This window comes from Flammeovirgaceae bacterium SG7u.111, from assembly GCA_034044135.1.
Taxonomy (GTDB): domain Bacteria; phylum Bacteroidota; class Bacteroidia; order Cytophagales; family Flammeovirgaceae.
The window spans coordinates 2226280-2242899 of record CP139021.1 but is presented as its reverse complement, the minus strand read 5'-3'; the positions used below and the strand labels follow the sequence as shown (position 1 = coordinate 2242899).

15 protein-coding genes are annotated in these 16620 nt (G+C 40.7%); 11 read left to right on the top strand and 4 right to left on the bottom strand.

Annotation, left to right across the window (positions count from 1 at the left end; translation table 11 throughout):
* From R9C00_08825 to R9C00_08800, 6 genes are all read left to right on the top strand, one after another.
* A complete protein-coding gene (locus R9C00_08825) occupies positions 1–1794 on the top strand; it encodes a DUF5060 domain-containing protein (GenBank protein ID WPO37551.1) in 1794 nt (597 codons plus the stop codon).
* A 61-nt stretch (positions 1795–1855) separates the two neighbouring features.
* On the top strand, positions 1856–2911 hold the full coding sequence (locus R9C00_08820; GenBank protein ID WPO37550.1) for a tartrate dehydrogenase: 1056 nt from the start codon (positions 1856–1858) through the stop codon (positions 2909–2911).
* 2 nt (positions 2912–2913) lie between these two features.
* Positions 2914–3567, top strand: coding sequence for a cyclase family protein (locus R9C00_08815; GenBank protein ID WPO37549.1), 654 nt, complete (start codon positions 2914–2916; stop codon positions 3565–3567).
* A gap of 124 nt (positions 3568–3691) precedes the next feature.
* Complete coding sequence (locus tag R9C00_08810; GenBank protein WPO37548.1) at positions 3692–5089, top strand: four-carbon acid sugar kinase family protein; 1398 nt, start codon at positions 3692–3694, stop codon at positions 5087–5089.
* Entirely contained in the window at positions 5086–6414 is a 1329-nt protein-coding gene (locus R9C00_08805; GenBank protein WPO37547.1) for an MFS transporter, read from the top strand. Before R9C00_08810 ends, R9C00_08805 begins: the two co-directional genes overlap by 4 nt.
* A gap of 12 nt (positions 6415–6426) precedes the next feature.
* The gene (locus R9C00_08800) at positions 6427–7446 is read left to right on the top strand and encodes a Gfo/Idh/MocA family oxidoreductase (protein WPO37546.1); all 1020 of its coding nucleotides are present in this window, start codon (positions 6427–6429) and stop codon (positions 7444–7446) included.
* A gap of 58 nt (positions 7447–7504) precedes the next feature.
* Here the strand turns inward: R9C00_08800 and R9C00_08795 are convergent, their stop codons facing one another.
* On the bottom strand, positions 7505–8188 hold the full coding sequence (locus R9C00_08795) for a pseudouridine synthase (protein ID WPO37545.1): 684 nt from the start codon (positions 8186–8188) through the stop codon (positions 7505–7507).
* 100 nt (positions 8189–8288) lie between these two features.
* On the opposite strand from R9C00_08795, the gene R9C00_08790 reads away from it, so the two are divergent.
* Positions 8289–9101: a ThuA domain-containing protein gene (locus R9C00_08790; protein WPO37544.1), complete on the top strand. Its 813-nt coding sequence runs from the start codon at positions 8289–8291 to the stop codon at positions 9099–9101.
* Between the two features lie 121 nt (positions 9102–9222).
* Entirely contained in the window at positions 9223–9936 is a 714-nt protein-coding gene (locus tag R9C00_08785; GenBank protein ID WPO37543.1) for a hypothetical protein, read from the top strand.
* Between the two features lie 76 nt (positions 9937–10012).
* On the opposite strand, the gene R9C00_08780 is transcribed toward R9C00_08785, so the two are convergent.
* Together R9C00_08780 and R9C00_08775 are read right to left on the bottom strand one after the other, a co-directional pair.
* Positions 10013–10660 (bottom strand): hypothetical protein, encoded by a 648-nt coding sequence (locus R9C00_08780; GenBank protein WPO37542.1) that lies wholly within the window; start codon positions 10658–10660, stop codon positions 10013–10015.
* Positions 10661–11053: 393 nt separating this feature from the next.
* Positions 11054–12820: an SLC13 family permease gene (locus R9C00_08775; protein WPO37541.1), complete on the bottom strand. Its 1767-nt coding sequence runs from the start codon at positions 12818–12820 to the stop codon at positions 11054–11056.
* Between the two features lie 304 nt (positions 12821–13124).
* Between R9C00_08775 and R9C00_08770 the strand changes: the two genes are divergently transcribed.
* Positions 13125–13607, top strand: coding sequence for a PaaI family thioesterase (locus tag R9C00_08770; GenBank protein ID WPO37540.1), 483 nt, complete (start codon positions 13125–13127; stop codon positions 13605–13607).
* Positions 13608–13609: 2 nt separating this feature from the next.
* Here the strand turns inward: R9C00_08770 and R9C00_08765 are convergent, their stop codons facing one another.
* Entirely contained in the window at positions 13610–15244 is a 1635-nt protein-coding gene (locus R9C00_08765) for a glycoside hydrolase family 3 N-terminal domain-containing protein (protein WPO37539.1), read from the bottom strand.
* Between the two features lie 270 nt (positions 15245–15514).
* Here R9C00_08765 and R9C00_08760 point away from each other — a divergent pair, with 270 nt between their 5' ends.
* Together R9C00_08760 and R9C00_08755 are read left to right on the top strand one after the other, a co-directional pair.
* Complete coding sequence (locus tag R9C00_08760; protein WPO37538.1) at positions 15515–15919, top strand: DUF1987 domain-containing protein; 405 nt, start codon at positions 15515–15517, stop codon at positions 15917–15919.
* Positions 15920–15956: 37 nt separating this feature from the next.
* On the top strand, positions 15957–16499 hold the full coding sequence (locus R9C00_08755; protein ID WPO37537.1) for a SiaB family protein kinase: 543 nt from the start codon (positions 15957–15959) through the stop codon (positions 16497–16499).
* The last annotated feature ends 121 nt before the right edge of the window (positions 16500–16620 follow it).

Here is a 16620-nt window from a genome sequence, read left to right as displayed (position 1 = left end):
ATGAAACTGAACCGAATCCTGTTATTTATCACACCAATCCTACTACTTGTAGGGTGTGGGCAAACCGAAGAAAATACCCCCACTTTCCAAAAGTGGCATAAAGTCGAGCTCTCTTTTTCAGGTCCTGAAAGTAGCGAACAAGCTGAACTCAACCCTTTTACAGATTACCGTTTGGTAGTGACGTTTACCAATGGTTCTCAAACCATCCAGATCCCTGGGTTTTATGCTGCCGATGGAAACGCCGCTGAAACCAGTGCCGAAGCTGGAAACATCTGGAAAGTTCGTTTTTCTCCAAATGCCCTCGGCGAGTGGAGCTATTCTGCTTCTTTCCGCCAAGGAAAAAACATTGTAATAAGCACCGACCCAGCTGCTGGTGAAGCAACAGCTTTTGATGGAAAAAGTGGAAAATTCAATGTAATTACCTCAGATAAAGGCGAACGCGACTTAAGGAGCAAAGGCTTGCTATCGTACGTAGGCGAAAGATATTTGAAGTTTGAAGAAAGTGGCGAATACTACCTTAAAGGCGGAGCAGATAGCCCCGAGAACTTTTTGGCTACCGAAGATTTTGATGGGACATATTCGCACAATCCTAAAAAAAGCTATGTAAAGAAATGGGAAGCACACCTCCAAGACTGGAACGAGGGCGACCCTACTTGGCAAAATGGCAAAGGAAAAGGAATAATTGGTGCGCTAAACTACTTGGCAGGAAAGGGAATGAACGTAGTGTACATGCTCACCATGAATATTGATGGCGATAGCAAAGACGTATGGCCTTACACTTCCCATACCGAGCGTTTTCGCTTCGATTGCAGCAAGCTTGACCAATGGGAAATGGTTTTTACCCACATGGACAGCCTTGGACTGATGATGCACTTGGTATTGCAAGAGACTGAAAACGAGATGATTTTGGATAGCGGCTATACCGACATTGAGCGTAAGACTTATATAAGAGAATTGGTTGCCCGATTTGCCCACCACCCAGCTATTACATGGAACATAGGGGAAGAAAATGGTCCTGCCAACTTCACACCTTACGGGCAAAACACCCAGCAACAAAAGGACATGATCCAGTATATAAAGGAAACCGATCCTTACCAACATTTCACAGTGGTACACACACATGCTTCACGAAAATTCAGGTACCATGGCATGGAACCTCTACTCGGTTTTGAATACTTAGACGGACCTTCTATGCAATTAGGCAGAACAAAAAATGTACATAGCGAGACTATTGCCTGGCTAGAAAAATCTAAAAATGCAGGTAAGCAATGGGTTGTATTTCAAGATGAAATTGGCAATGCCAACTCGGGGGTAGTGCCTGATGTAGATGACGTTGGGCATGATTCAGTAAGGTATGAAGCACTTTGGGGCAACCTGATGGCTGGCGGAGGCGGTGCCGAATGGTACTTCGGCTATAAATTTGCCCATGCCGACCTCAACTGTGAAGACTGGAGAACTCGCGATGATATGTGGGACCAAACAAGATATGCCCTTGAATTTTTCCACCAAAACCTTCCTTTCTGGGAAATGGAAACTGCAGATGGACTTGTAGATGCTGAAGGAGCGTATTGCTTTGCCAAAGAAGGAGAAATCTATGCAGTTTATTTGAATGGAACAGGCTCTACCAACATCCAATTGGCGGAAGGAAAATACACCATTAAATGGTTTGATCCTAAAAATGGTGGAGCACTCCAAACCGGAAGCATGACTGAAACAGAAGGCGGAACTGTCTCTATAGGAAACCCGCCAAGCAGCCCTGAAAACGACTGGGTAGTATTGCTCAAAAAAGCATAAAAAAGAAGAACTTACACCTTATAAGGTAGAATTAATTTATATAATCAACTATAATTTCAAAATGAAAACGTATAAGATTGCTGTAGTGAATGGTGATGGCATAGGACACGAGATTGTTCCAGCCGGGTTGAAAGTAATGAATACTGTTGCCGAAAAATATGGCTTTAAACTAGATACAGAGCACTTTCCTTGGGGTGCTGGGTATTACAAAGAGCATGGTGAATTCATGCCAGAAAATGGGTTGGAAATTCTAAAAGGATATGATGCTATTTACTTTGGTGCAGTAGGAGACCCTGCAGTAGATGATACACTGCCTGCCATGCTTTATACTTTCAAAGTAAGAGCTGGATTTAGCCAATACGTAAACTACCGCCCAGTTAAATTACTCCCAGGTATCGACGGCCCATTGAAATTCAAAAAGCAAGAGGACATCGACTTTGTGGTAATTAGAGAAAATAACGAAGGCGAATTTGTACAGAATGGTAAGATCGTCCATGGTGATGAGCCTTTTGGTTTGGCTACCGACACCAGTGTTTTCACAAGAGCAGGCATCGAAAGAATAGCTCACTACTCTTTTAAGCTTGCCAGAAAAAGAAGAAACAAGGTTACGAACGTAACTAAGTCTAACACCTTGATCCATAGCTTGGCTTACTGGGACAGGGTAATTGGTGAAGTTGCCGCTCAGTATCCTGATGTTGAGTATTCTAAAATGTATGTAGATAATGCCTCTGCTAGCTTTGTATTGAAGCCAGAAGTATTTGATGTAGTGTTGACTACCAATATGATTGGTGACATTTTGAGTGACTTGGGCGGTGCGATCATGGGTAGCCTTGGCTTAGGGCCAAGTGGCAACATCAACCCTGAAAGGGATTTCCCTTCTATGTTCGAGCCTATCCACGGTTCTGCTCCTGATATTGCCGGACAAGGAAAAGCCAACCCAATTGGTTCTATCTGGTCTGGTGCCCTTTTGCTCGACCATATTGGCGAGGCGGAAGCTGCTGCTAATATTGTAAAAGGCATCGAGGCTATCACGCAAAAAGGCATTTTGACTATTGACTTGGGAGGCTCTGCCAAAACTTCTGAAATAGCAGATGCTATTGTAGCTGAGATCAAGTAACAATGAAAGAGATAATTGACCTTACACTCACTTACCACCCCGGAATGCCTGGGGTGGCATTTGACACTGCCCGTACGCTTACAGAGGACGGATGGAATGCAAAAACCCTTCACTTGTATTCCCACTCGGGAACGCATATGGATGCTCCGCTGCATTTTGGTGTAAGCCCACTCACCATCGATCGCCTCCCTGTCGAAAGCTGCATGGGCAAAGCTTGGCTAGTTGATATCCCTAACTGTGGATCTTCTCAACTAATAAGGGTGGAAGATTTGGAAAAAGCGGCTTCACAAGCAAAAAAAGATGATATTTTACTTTTCCGCACTGGTTGGAGCAAATACATTGATGACTTGGAAGTGTACAGAAACCTGTTGCCGCGCATAAGCGAGGAATTGGCAAACTGGATAGTAGATACAGGAATTAAACTAATTGGGGTAGAACCTCCTTCGGTTGCAGATGTCAATAATTTGCCTGAAGTCACTAAAATCCATGAAATCCTTTTAGGAGGGAATGTGGTGATAGTAGAAGGGCTTTGTAATTTGGATAAAATAACATCAGAATCAGTTCAGTTTATGGCACTTCCTCTCAAGATAATGGAAGGAGATGGAGCACCTTGCAGGGCTATTGCTTGGGAAAAAGAAGGGTTGACTGCTGAGTAAATCAGATACTTTCAGTCGTGGTTATTTGAAATACCTACAAGACTAAAGCTTACAAAATAGTAGGTCACTCTGCCGAGGACTCAATCCAGAGGATTGCGCCAACAAAAGGTTAGACTAGATAAATATGAAAGTGAATTACCAAGAAACTATAGATAGTTTACCCAAAGAGTTTGTTCAACCAAATTCATTGGAAAAAATCCAACGCTTAAACAGTCAATCTGAAAGAACACTAGTGATTTTGGATGATGACCCTACCGGCACGCAAACCGTGCATGGCGTTGATATAATTACAACTTGGGAAGTTGGTTTGTTGCAGGGCCTTTTTGAAGCTAAAAGCCCTATTTTTTTCATTCTCACCAACTCACGAAGCCTTCAAGAACCCGAAGCGACTGCCCTAGCCGAAGAAATAGGAGCAAACCTGAAGAAAGCATCTGAAGCTGCGAAGCGCAAAATAATGGTGGTAAGCCGGGGCGATTCTACCTTAAGGGGGCATTACCCAGCCGAAGTAGATGCCATGAGCGAAGCACTTGGAATTGAACGTGCGATCACGGTGCTCATTCCCGCATTTTTTGAAGGAGGAAGATTTACCATAAACAATACCCATTGGGTAAAAGAAGGAGAAGAACTCATACCCGCATCTGAAACGCCTTTTGCTCAAGACGCTGCTTTTGGCTACAAAAATGCTGAGCTTACGAAATGGGTAGAAGAAAAATCTAAGGGAAAAATTAAGGCTGCGGATGTGGAAAGCATTTCCTTAGACGACCTGAGACTTGTGCCGGAAAAGCTAGTTGAACAACTTATTTCTATGAATAATGGGGCGACTTGCGTGGTAAATGCAGCAGCTTATTCGGACTTGGAAAATATTGTAATTGCCATCATAAAAGCAGAAAAGGAAGGTAAGAAATTCACGTTCCGAACTGCTGCTTCCATTGTTCCCGTTTTGGCTGGTATAGAACGAAAACCACCTTTGGTACGTAACGACTTTACCTTTAAAAACGAAAATGGGGGCATTGTAATAGTAGGCTCGTATGTGCCCAAAACGTCCGCTCAACTCGAAAAACTAAAAGAATTGGAAAGCCTCAGTTTCAAAGAGGTTGATGTAAACCGTTTGCTAGAAAGCGACTCAGCCCACTACATTTCCAAGCTAATTGCTGAGCTGGATGAGAAAATTTCTTATGGACAGACTGTGGTAATCTATACGAGTAGGCTACTAGTAAAAGGAAATGACGGCGCAAGCAGCCTAAACATAGGAAATAAAATTTCCGAAAGCTTGGTAGCCATCGTAAAAGGGCTCAAATCTCAGCCCAAATTTGTACTTGCCAAAGGGGGAATCACTTCAAGCGACACCGCAACAAAAGGTTTGGGCATCAAAAAAGCAAAGGCGATCGGACAGATTTTGCCGGGTGTACCCGTATGGGAACAAGGAGCAGAAGCTAAGTACCCGGGTGTGCCCTATGTCGTTTTCCCGGGAAATGTGGGCGATGATAATGCTGTAGCTACAGCAATAAAAAAATTGATATGAAAACCGAAGCCAAAAGCTTCAAACAAAAATGGAAAATGGAAAAAACGACTTCAGAAATCACAAAGCCAAGCGGCTTTCCCAAGCGATACCTTTTGGTAATGGGGACATTTTTATTGGCTGTACTCCTTTATGTTGACAGGGTCTGCATTTCGGTAGCTAAAGGGCCTATCACCAGTGAACTGGGCTTGAGCGATAAGCAAATGGGTTGGATATTATCTGCATTTGCCCTTGGCTACGCCCTACTTCAAACTCCTGCTGGTATGGTAGCCGATAAACTTGGCCCAAGAAAAACCCTTGCCGCAGTGGTAACTTTTTGGTCCATTTTCACCTCACTTACTGGAGCAGCTTTCAATTTTATTTCCATGTTGCTTGCCCGCTTTTTATTTGGAGCTGGCGAGGCAGGCGCATTCCCTGGCATGGCAAGAGCTACGTTTTCGTGGATTCCGCTCAAAGAACGTGGACTGGTTACGGGCATCAACTTTTCAGGTTCTCGCTTAGGAGCAGCATTTGCCCTTCCGGTAGTTGCTTGGATGGTTAACGATTTGGGTTGGAGAATGGCTTTTGTAGTGCTGGGAGTTATTGGAGTAGTTTGGGCAGTTGCTTGGTACTTTCTGTTCAGGGACGATCCTGAAAGCCACTCAGGTATTTCTGAAGCTGAAAAAAAATATATTATAGCAAACCGACAGAGCAGCAGCGATGAAAAACCTGAAAAGCTCTCCTTTGGAGCGATGGTAAAATCGAGCAATATGTGGCTAGCTATGGGACAATATTTCTGTAGTAATTTCACCTTTTTCTTTGCCCTTACATGGCTTTTTCCCCACCTCAAAAAAGAGTACGAATTGGATACGATGGAAGCAGGGTTTTACGCTGCCGCCCCTCTCCTATTCGGTGCATTTGGCAACTGGATTTCGGGTTGGATGGTCGATTTTATTTATGCCAAAAACAAATGGCAACTTTCTAGAAGATTTCCTGCCATCATCGGTTTTTCCTTTGCGGCCATCGGCTTGATCGGTAGCGTATATATGGACACCGCCTTCACTGCTGTTGTCTTTTTATCGCTCGCAATTTTGGGTGCAGATATGACCTTAAGCCCTTCTTGGTCGCTGTGTGTAGATATTGGAAAGAAAAACTCTGGAGCAGTTTCGGGAACCATGAACATGGCCGGAAATGTTGGATCATTTCTCACCGCACTCGCATTTCCTTACCTGCAAGCCTGGACAGGTTCGGTTACACCTTTCTTTTTTATAGGAGCGGCGCTCAATGTAGTTGCCATTTTGATGTGGATGAACATCAAGCCACAAAAGGCTTTGTTTGCAAAAAATTAAACTATAAAAAACATGCTAAAAGGAGTTGCAATAGGTGCAGGATATTTTGGTCAGTTCCATTACGACGCTTGGAATAGGATTCCCGAAGTGGAGCTGGTTGCCATGTGCGATTTGGACGAAGAAAAAGTAAAAGCTACTTGCGAGAAATATAACATCCCAAATGGCTATACCGACTTTATCGAGATGCTGGAGAAGGAAAAGCCCGACTTTGTAGATATCATAACCCCACCTACTTCACATTATTCGCTTACCATGGAAGCTGCCAAACGGGGAATCCATGTAATTTGCCAAAAGCCTCTTGCTCCTACCTTCGCTGAAGCCGAAAAATTGGTGCAGGATGTAAGCGAAACAGGTATTCGGTTTATGGTGCATGAAAATTTCCGTTTCCAACCTTGGCACAGGGAAATTAAAAAACTTCTTGAAAGCGGCATAATTGGCGATCGGCTTTTCAACATTGCCTGCCAAATGCGGATGGGCGACGGTTGGCCAGACGATGCGTACCTTTCCCGCCAACCCTATTTCCGAACCATGCCAAAGCTGCTGATCCACGAAACCGGCATCCATGTAATCGATACATTTCGTTACCTTGCTGGAGAAGTAACGGAAGTATATGCCAAGCTAAAAAAGCTCAACCAGCACATTGCCGGCGAAGATGCGGGAATGCTATTTCTTTCTTTTAAGAACGGTGCAAATGGCTTGTTCGATGGCAACCGCTACAACGAATCGAACCATGAAAACCCTCGCTATACTTTCGGCACGTATCTTTTGGAAGGCGACGGAGGAACCATTCGCCTTTCATTGGATGGGAAAATTACCGTGCAGAAACTAGGAGAACCCGAAAAAGAGCATAGTTACGCCCATGAAAGAAAAAATTTCGCAGGAGATTGCGTGTATTTTACGAAGAAACATTTTGTAAAAAGCCTGATCTCCGGAAAAGAATTCGAAACCAATGCGCTCGATTATTTGAAAAATCTAAAAATCCAAGAGGCGGTTTATCAGTCGAATGAAAATGGAAAGCCTGTAAAAGTTTAACTTACCACTTCACAAAAACATATATCACGCTTGGTGAGAACTGAGCGTGATCTAAAACTCACCCCAAGCTCAACTCACTTTTCATTCTTTTAAACTCCTCATTTTCACCGGCTGTGAAAAGCATTTCCTTTCCAGAATAAGGATGAACAATGGAAAGAGATTCGGCATGTAGCATCATCCCATCTAGCCTCCATTTTTCTGTAAAAAGTTTATTTTGCTTGTTGCAGCCGTGTTTTCTATCACCTATGATCGGGTGGCGCAAGTGACTGCAATGCTTCCTGATCTGGTGAGTGCGCCCTGTCTTAGGATAGGCTTCAATGAGGGAATAGCGGGAGGTTTGATGCTTTCCAAAGGGAACTGGCAACTCGGTTGTTTTTACGAGTTCAAAATCCGTAACCGCATCTTGAACATTCCCCCTATCGTTGCTAAGCGCATAGTCCAAATGCATTTCTTGGGGGAAATATCCTCGCACTATGGCTATATACTTCTTCGTCGTTTCCTCTTTCTCCAACTCAGCTTGCAGCAAACGGGTAGTTTCGCTATCTAAAGCGAACATCAACACTCCTGAGGTTTTCCTATCTAAGCGATGGACGGGGAAAACATGTTGCCCAAGTTGATCGCGAAGCAGCTGGAGGACAAATACTGTTTCTAGCGTATCCATAGAGCTACGGTGTACCATCAGCCCAGCAGGTTTGTTGATGGCAACTATTCTATCATCTTGGTATAAAATCTCTAATTTCATAAAGAGTGGCAAAGGTTATTTGGCAAAAGTAATGAATTCGGCAAAGTCTTTTCTAAATTGCTTCAACTGGAAACACAACTCACAAAACCCTAATTTGAAAATGAAAAACATGAAGCTATTTTTTATGAGTACTGTATTGGCGGTGCTTTTTTTAGGTTCGGCACAAGCCCAAAATGTACTTATAGTACAAGATGAAATGCCCCAGATGGAAGTGCTGATAAAGTTTTTGGAAGAAGAAGGCAAGCTAAAGATCACCACAGTTGACCAAGACCATCTTCCCAAAGACTTTTCCAATTTTGATGCTGTTATCGGATTTGTCCATGGTAAACTATTTGAACCAACAGAGCTGGCCATTATAGATTACACCAAAAATGGGGGTAAGTTCATTGCCCTTCACCATACCATTAGCAGCGGAAAATCCAACAACAAGTACTTCTTCGGCTTTCTGGGAATCCAGCTCGACCATGCCGAATTCTCAAAACATCCTGTTGAACCAGGTGGAGGCTATGGATGGTTCCACGACGGGAAAAATGGTATCTCCCAAGAAATAGTAAACCTTCACCCCCATCATTTCATCACCACTAACAAGGTAAAATGGGGCAAAAACGTATTGTACACCCCTTCCGATTTCCCCTCGGTACAAGGAAAACATCCAGCCATTACCCTCAAAAAAACGGAAGCTTATCTCAATCATAAATACACTGATGGCAGAGAAAAAACTGTACTTTGCGGCTTCAAGTATTACGATATCCGAACCAATGCACTCTTTATGCAAGACCGCGCAGCTTGGTATAAGAAGCATGAGAAGGGATTGATTTTCTATTTCCAACCCGGGGAAACCCCAGACGACTATGCAAACAAGAACATCAGCCAAATGATACTAAATGCAGTTATTTGGGATGGTAGACTTTAAAAATCGTTCGAACCCTGTAGATGTTTTTTCAGTTAGTATAAATAGCCTCCTCTACTTCTCAAAGTAATTTTCATACACTTATTCCCATGACTTCAGAGTAGAAAAACCAAAACAACTTGAGATGAAATATAAAAAAATAGCAATTCTTTCACTATGTATTCTTGGGTTTGGCTTGGTAGCCGAAGCCCAGTACTATCGCTATGGCAACCCTTGGTATCGCTATGGCCCTTCTGGTATGTTGATGAACAATTATGTAACCTACAGTACCAGAGGCACGAACATGATGAACAGGGAGTATATGTTGGGCAGAATAGAGTTTACAGGTAAATTACCTCCCCTTGAAGGCTATTACATGAATTATGACCTTGAGCGCAACCAGATTGAGCTGAAAACCGATGGAAATGATGTCCAAAAAATTGATTTGAAACTGATAAAAAGCTTTGAGCTTTACAATGAAATAACAAAAGAGATTCGACATTTTGAAAATGGATACAACTACCAGTTTGACGGTGTACCCCTAGTTGGTATTTACGAGGTTTTGTCTGAAGGGAAAACGCCTCTATTTGCCCGCTGGACAGCCGATGTTTCTACCAGTAATTCCTCTAGTTATTATGATTATAATGTGAGGGTTCAGAAGAATATAAAAATAGTGCAAGAGTTTTATGCGGTGGATGGAAAAAACGTTCTTCTGCTTGATAAAAACCTGAAAAAAAACGAACACATTTTTGGGGACAAACTGAGAGATATAGAATTGATGATGAAAGAAAAAAAGTTAAAACTGAAAAATAGACAAGATGTAATAAGAATATTCGAATATTATAACACGCTTCTTTAGACAAAAAAAGCCCCCAACAAAGTTGAGGGCTTTTAGAAAATAGTTATGGAAAATTAATTAAAACAGTTACCAAGAATCAACGAAATATGCTTTGAACATCGGAGAACAACATTTCTTGCTGTACGAACTCCTTCTGTTGTTTGTCAGCTTCTTCAAGTTTCGTCATCAGTTTATCTTCAATCACTATTGCCTGCCTCGTAACCCCTTCCTCTTCCTGCACCAATAGTTGCACATTTACTTTATAGCCTTCCCAGCGATATACCCTTACTTCACTGGCTCCTATTTCAAATTTATCTTTGTAATTAGGCTTGCCGAACTTGTTTTTCAAGCTTTTAAACAGCTCCTCGCTTACTATTCCTTTTGCTTCTGATGCCTCTAGCAACACTTTGCTTAATCTACCTTCGTAGAAATGCAATACAGGTTCTGCAGCAACAGCACTGCCATAAACAGTTTCTATTTCCGAAGCCGTAGCATGATAAATGGAAGAGTGATTAAGAGAAGACTTGAGTTCTAGGTTTGTAAACCTGTTGAGGGGTTGGTCTATCAGCGTTTGGAAATACTGATCTGGGGAAGAGTAGTCGTCTTTATCTAATAAGTAAACTTCTCCTTTTTTCTGAAATTCTTGTTCGATGGCATATAGTGGTGAGCCTTGGCTTTCTATTCCAAATTGGGCATATCCATAATTAGCCACAAAGAGGATGGCAATTAGTATGAGGTTTCTCATTTAGTCAGTTTGTTAAGTTTAGTTTGTTTCCCTTTAAACGAGGCTATTCCAAAAGCCATTTAAAGGGAAATATCTATGTAGAATTACCTATGGTGATAAAACTTTATTCTTCAAGCTTTTCTTTACAAATCACCACTCTATTCGCATAAATATTACAAGAAAAAACATTAGGGAATTTGTGATATTTAAAGGACTACAAAAGTCCTGAACAACAACAGCTTAAGAAAAAAACTATAGATAAATAGATTATAAGCCGCTTGGGAGAGTAAAAAAACAGGCAATGCCAAAACAAAAAAAAGGAAATAACACTGATTTACTTACCTAAGGAAATGATGATAAGGTTTTAACATTGTTATTCATCAAACTAAGAGATCTCCTCAATATATAGAGCCCCTAAAGCTGGTACACATTCATAATGTACACCAAACAAATGATGGAGTAAAGGATGGTAAGCGGAAGCCCAATTCTCATATAATCTTTGAAATTGTAGCCCCCTGGTCCATACACCATGAGGTTGGTTTGATAACCTATAGGAGTCATAAAAGCAGCTGAGGCCGCAAAAGTAATGGCTACATAAAAAGCTTTTCCATCTATACCTAAGGTATGAATTAGGCTATAAGCCAAAGGGAAAGCGATCGAGATTGCTGCTGTGTTTGTAATAAAAGAAGTGAGCAATACGGTGATCACGAAAATACCAATCAGTAGTCCCTCAGTCCCATACGGCATTAATACATCGACAATATGACCTGTAAGCCAATCGGCAGTGCCCGTCTCAATCATTACATCGCCTAATGCCAAAGCACAAACTAAGATAGCCCAAAGATCTAGATCCAAAGCATTCTTCAAGTCTTCGAGGGTGAACTTTCTGAAGAGAAACAATAAGAACACAATGGAAAAAAGGGATACAAAAAGATTCACTATGCCAACCAGTGACAGCGCAACCAGTAAGCCCGATAATATAAAAAGCAAGCGCGTTTTTAAGTTGTTTTTGGGAGCAAACTTTTGTAGCTCCGAGATAACATATAAATCGTTGAAAGCTGAGTTTTTTTGGTTGAACTCGTCTCCTATTGTAATCAACAACAAGTCTCCTACGGCTAGTCTTACATCACCAATTTTCCCACTTAATCGCTCACCATTCCTATGAATAGCCAAAATTGCCGCATCGTATTTTTCACGGAAATGCGTCCCTTTTACTACCCTACCAATTAGGGATGAGTTAAAGGGAATCACTACTTCTATCACGTTGATTTGCCTATTGGCATTGGTTCCATTTGGCTGTGGAACTACCAAGCCATTTTCTTTGATAAGCTCTATAAGCTGCTCGGTATCCCCAGCAAATATCAACCTATCTTGTGGTTGTAAAATCTCTCTGGGGGAAACTGGGGAAATAAACTCTCCATTTCGGATGATATCTGTAAGATAAACACCTTTCAAACTCCGTAAACGTGCTTCTCTCACCGTTTTTCCCGTAAGGGATGAATGCAAAGCCAGCTTCACTTCAGCGACATACTCTCTTGATTGTTCCTTAAATTGATCAAGAGAATCTTTGTTGGATGGCAGCAAAATATTTCCAAACAACAGAATAAATAACAACCCAGCCACAGTCACTAACAACCCCAGAATCCAAAAATCATCATAAGTCAAGGGCTGCTCATTGCTTTGCACCAAAAAACCATTCATTACAAGGTTTGTAGAAGTACCAATTACGGTAATCATCCCGCCAAGCATGGTCGCATAAGAAAGAGGGATAAGTAGCTTTGATGGGGGAATCCCTTTCTTTTTACCCCAATCGTACACATAAGGTGTCATAACGGCTACCATAGGAGTATTATTTATAAAAGAAGATACCCCTGCGGCAAATGCCATCATCATAAGTAAAAAGGAACGCAATGTTTGGGCCGGAAAAAAAAGCCATTTAAAGACTCCGTTGATATTGAAGTTTTTCTTAAGCGATGCCGAGATAAAAATCAGCAACATGATCGTCATTATAGATTGGTTCCCAAAACCACTTAAGAACTGTACGGGTTGCATAATACCCAACAGCATTAGAATGAATGCACCCGCCAAAAATACTACTGAAGGCTTTACAAAATCCTTGTAAAGGCAATAGATGATGGAAAGCACTATCAGCAATAAGACTGACTGTTCGATATTGGGCATAAGATTACTATTGGCGATGCTCTATAAGGTAAGGGTAGTTTTTGAAAAAGAATTAGTTTACGCAAGCTCTACAAACACTAAGCGAAGCACAACACTTTTCAACTTTAATTAAAGTAGCTTGTACATTATAGTTGAATAGGTGGTATTTAACTTTTATCATATGTATACTATTTTTCAAAAAAATTACCTTTAAAGCGTAGGCAAAATTAAACACTTTTTCGATTGCCAAAAGCGTAATGTAGAAATAAGGTAAAGATTACTATCAACACCCTCAAATTGATCCATATAAAAACACATAAGGAATATGAAAAAAGAGTTTTTTCAAGATTATATGCAAGATAATATTTGCTTTGGTTGTGGAAACGAAAACCCCGATGGACTACAAATAAAAAGTTATTGGGAAGGGGAAGAAAGCGTTTGCAAGTGGAAAGCAGAAAAGAAACACCAAGGCTGGAAAAACCTCCTAAACGGAGGTGTAATAGGCACTTTGATAGATTGCCACTGCATGGGCACTGCTATGGCAGCAGCCTACCGAGCTGAAAACCGAGGACTGGACTCTTCTCCTTTCTATAGGTATGCTACAGGGACACTAAACGTCCGTTATTTAAAACCAACCCCAAACTACTCCCAAATTGAGCTAAGGGCAAAAGTCATTGAAATCAAAAAAAAGAAAACGGTACTAAGCTGTGAGCTTTTTGCCGATGGAGAACTTACAGCTCAAGCGGAAGTAGTTGCCCTTAGGGTTTTTGATAGCTCAGAAGACAACACTAATAACCCTTTTGCTTAACGCTACAAGCCTTTTATTGATACTGGCAAAACACCCTCTGGGACTATATCCCCTTTAAGGGCTTTTATGACAGAGTCTATTGTAAAAGAATTCTCTTGGTAGGCCACCAGTATTTCGTCCAATTCTTTGAGGTTTGGAAATTTCTCCAAGGCATACGGGCTTGTGGGCAAAAGCATAATGACTTTGCTCTTTTCCGAAATAAGCTTAACAAGAGTAAGCAACTCGGTAGTGATCCCAAAATCATTGATTGGTTTTAATTCCAAACCATGTAGGCTCAAAATCACTACATCAACCTTAGAAAGTCTCTTTTGCAAGGTGTCTAGGTTCTGTTCAATTTCATTATTTTTAAAACAAACACACTCAATATCAATACTTTTCTTTAGCTTTTGCTGGAAAGAGGTAATGTCACCAGCTTCTTCATTATCAGAATTTGGAATGAGCAGATGATGCATTAGCTGCTCTGTTCCCTTCCCTGGAACCTGCATCTTATCGTTTACCCAAGCAATAGATAATGTTTTTTGAGCTGCTTTAATTGGCAGCAAGCTCTTATGATTGGTAATTCTTGTCAAGCTTTTGTCAAAAAGTTGGGTATTGAGAGCTAATGCCTCAGTTGTATGCAATTCCTGGTGCAAGCCTTCTGTTTCAACCGACTTTTGGTCAAATACACCCAACCATTTTTTGGCTTTCAATATCTTCATACACCTCGCATCAATTTCTGATGCTAATATTTCACCATTCTCAACACCCTTTATTATTTCATTTATCGCTGCCTCTACGTTTTCTGAAAAGAGTAAAACATCATTTCCAGCCATAAAAGCCAGTTTGTCCACCACTCCAGGTTTATGAAAGGAAGAAACTCCCTTCATATCTAAGGCATCTGTAAAAATCAATCCTTCAAAGCCAAGGTGTTTCTTTAGCAAGCCATCAACTATATTTTTGGAAAGTGTTGACGCCAAATTTTTATTAGGCTCGAAGGCAGGCAGCTGTAAATGAGCGACCATCATGCTTGCCACTCCTTCCTCTATCAACCTTTTAAAGGGATAAAATTCCATTTCTTCTAAGCGCTCTAAATCATGCCCTAAAACCGGCAAAGCCATATGCGAGTCAGTAGAAGTATCTCCATGACCGGGAAAATGCTTACCACAAGCCATCACGCCCCCGTCTTGCAACCCTTTCATATACGCAATTGACTTTTCTGCCACCTTATATTTGTCCTCCCCAAAAGAACGAAATCCTATTACAGGGTTTTTAGGGTTATTATTAATGTCGGCATCGGGTGCAAAATTCACATGGATACCTATCCGCTTACATTGTCTCGCCACTTCTTTGCCCATCTTGTAAATCAACGTATTGTCTTGTAAAGCTCCTAGAGCTAGTTGGTATGGAAAGCCCATAGACTCATCTAACCTCATTCCCAAGCCCCACTCTCCATCAATTGAAATCATCAATGGAATTTGGGAAGCTGCCTGGCAACGATTTGTAATTGCTGCTTGTGCAGAAGGCGTTCCTTGAAAAAAAATAATTCCTCCTATCCCATATTTTTCAATAAGTGTTAACAAATATTCCTCATGAGAGTCATCTCTATTGGAGTAACCAGCAACATGTATTAACTGAGCTACTTTCTCTTCAAGAGACATTTTTTTAAGTATGCTAGCTAATTGAGCGCTGTTTTCTAATAAAAACAAAGCTTTTTCCATATATTTTCTATTGTAACAGTATCAATATTTGGTTAATCCTACTGGTTTTTAATGTAAAACCCAAAGCAAAAATATGTTCAAACATATGTTTATTAATGCAACTCTCCTCGCTGTCAGTAATACGTGATGTAATAAGAAGTATGTAATCACGTTTTGAACCTGAATAGAAAAATATTATCAGGTATATTAATTAATTCTTCACTTTTCATTATGGAGACTTTGAACTTAGAAAAACTAGAAATTAAGGAAGAAAAAGGTACGTTCTTTATTCCAAAAGTAAACTTTGACCCTATAACAGGTACTTGCGAACTTTCCGGAGAATCTTATCTTGAAGACACATGGCAGTTCTATGAAAAATTAATCAATTGGCTTAAAACATATACATCTGCAGGCACCTTGCCTATCGAATTTAAAATTAAATTAGCTTATTATAACACAAGTTCTTCCAAGTCAATTGTTGATATTTTAAAGCTTTTGAAGAATTACCAAGAAACAGGAGCTCCTGTGAATGTAAAATGGTATTACCTTGAAGATGATGAAGATAGCTTAATGGATGCTGAAGACATGATAGCTGACACTGGTATTGAGATGGATCTTATAGCTTACGACGAATAAAAGCTTTAATAAAATATTAACCTTAAACAGCTACCTAATGCTAAGCCTATTTGATTATTACATCCGCACAAATGAAAAGAATGTCCTTATATTTTACAAGGGACCAGTCACTGCTGTAATCTTAGCTGAAATTAGCAGCGATATCCGCAACAAATTTTCAGAAGACGCAAAAACAAGCAGAAAAGTATTTTCTATTTTTATGGAATTAGCTCAAAACGTTCTTTACTATTCTGCTGAAAGAGTAAGCTTCAATGGTAGGAAAGATAGTGTTGGCACCATTTTGCTCACTGAAGACGAGGACAGTTATATATTTTCATGTGGCAACCTTATAGAAACAAATTACCTTAACGAACTTCTTGACAACATCGAAACTATTAATTCGATGGATATGGAACAATTGAGAGAGTATAGAAGGTCTCAAAGAGGCAGACCTTCAAGCGAAAAGAGTAAAGGAGCGGGAATCGGGCTCATACATGTTGCCATTGTTTCTGCAAACCCACTTGATATAGAATTTAGAGAAGTAGCTGATGGGAACTCATTCTTCTCTATCACTGCAAAAGTTGATAAAGATAAAATGTAATTTTTAATAGTTGCATCAATCAGATACCACAAAAGCCGGGTTTAGCCCGGCTTTTGTGGTATTTGTGTCCCGTCTAATCAACAGCATTAAAAATACTGGTAGTGTCCTAGAAGATCTGATG

Coding starts and splice junctions, on each gene's coding strand:
- R9C00_08825 (WPO37551.1), top strand. CDS start 1: ATGAAACTGAACCGAATCCTGTTATTTATCACACCAATCCTACTACTT.
- R9C00_08820 (WPO37550.1), top strand. CDS start 1,856: ATGAAAACGTATAAGATTGCTGTAGTGAATGGTGATGGCATAGGACAC.
- R9C00_08815 (WPO37549.1), top strand. CDS start 2,914: ATGAAAGAGATAATTGACCTTACACTCACTTACCACCCCGGAATGCCT.
- R9C00_08810 (WPO37548.1), top strand. CDS start 3,692: ATGAAAGTGAATTACCAAGAAACTATAGATAGTTTACCCAAAGAGTTT.
- R9C00_08805 (WPO37547.1), top strand. CDS start 5,086: ATGAAAACCGAAGCCAAAAGCTTCAAACAAAAATGGAAAATGGAAAAA.
- R9C00_08800 (WPO37546.1), top strand. CDS start 6,427: ATGCTAAAAGGAGTTGCAATAGGTGCAGGATATTTTGGTCAGTTCCAT.
- R9C00_08795 (WPO37545.1), bottom strand. CDS start 8,188: ATGAAATTAGAGATTTTATACCAAGATGATAGAATAGTTGCCATCAAC.
- R9C00_08790 (WPO37544.1), top strand. CDS start 8,289: ATGAAAAACATGAAGCTATTTTTTATGAGTACTGTATTGGCGGTGCTT.
- R9C00_08785 (WPO37543.1), top strand. CDS start 9,223: ATGAAATATAAAAAAATAGCAATTCTTTCACTATGTATTCTTGGGTTT.
- R9C00_08780 (WPO37542.1), bottom strand. CDS start 10,660: ATGAGAAACCTCATACTAATTGCCATCCTCTTTGTGGCTAATTATGGA.
- R9C00_08775 (WPO37541.1), bottom strand. CDS start 12,820: ATGCCCAATATCGAACAGTCAGTCTTATTGCTGATAGTGCTTTCCATC.
- R9C00_08770 (WPO37540.1), top strand. CDS start 13,125: ATGAAAAAAGAGTTTTTTCAAGATTATATGCAAGATAATATTTGCTTT.
- R9C00_08765 (WPO37539.1), bottom strand. CDS start 15,244: ATGTCTCTTGAAGAGAAAGTAGCTCAGTTAATACATGTTGCTGGTTAC.
- R9C00_08760 (WPO37538.1), top strand. CDS start 15,515: ATGGAGACTTTGAACTTAGAAAAACTAGAAATTAAGGAAGAAAAAGGT.
- R9C00_08755 (WPO37537.1), top strand. CDS start 15,957: ATGCTAAGCCTATTTGATTATTACATCCGCACAAATGAAAAGAATGTC.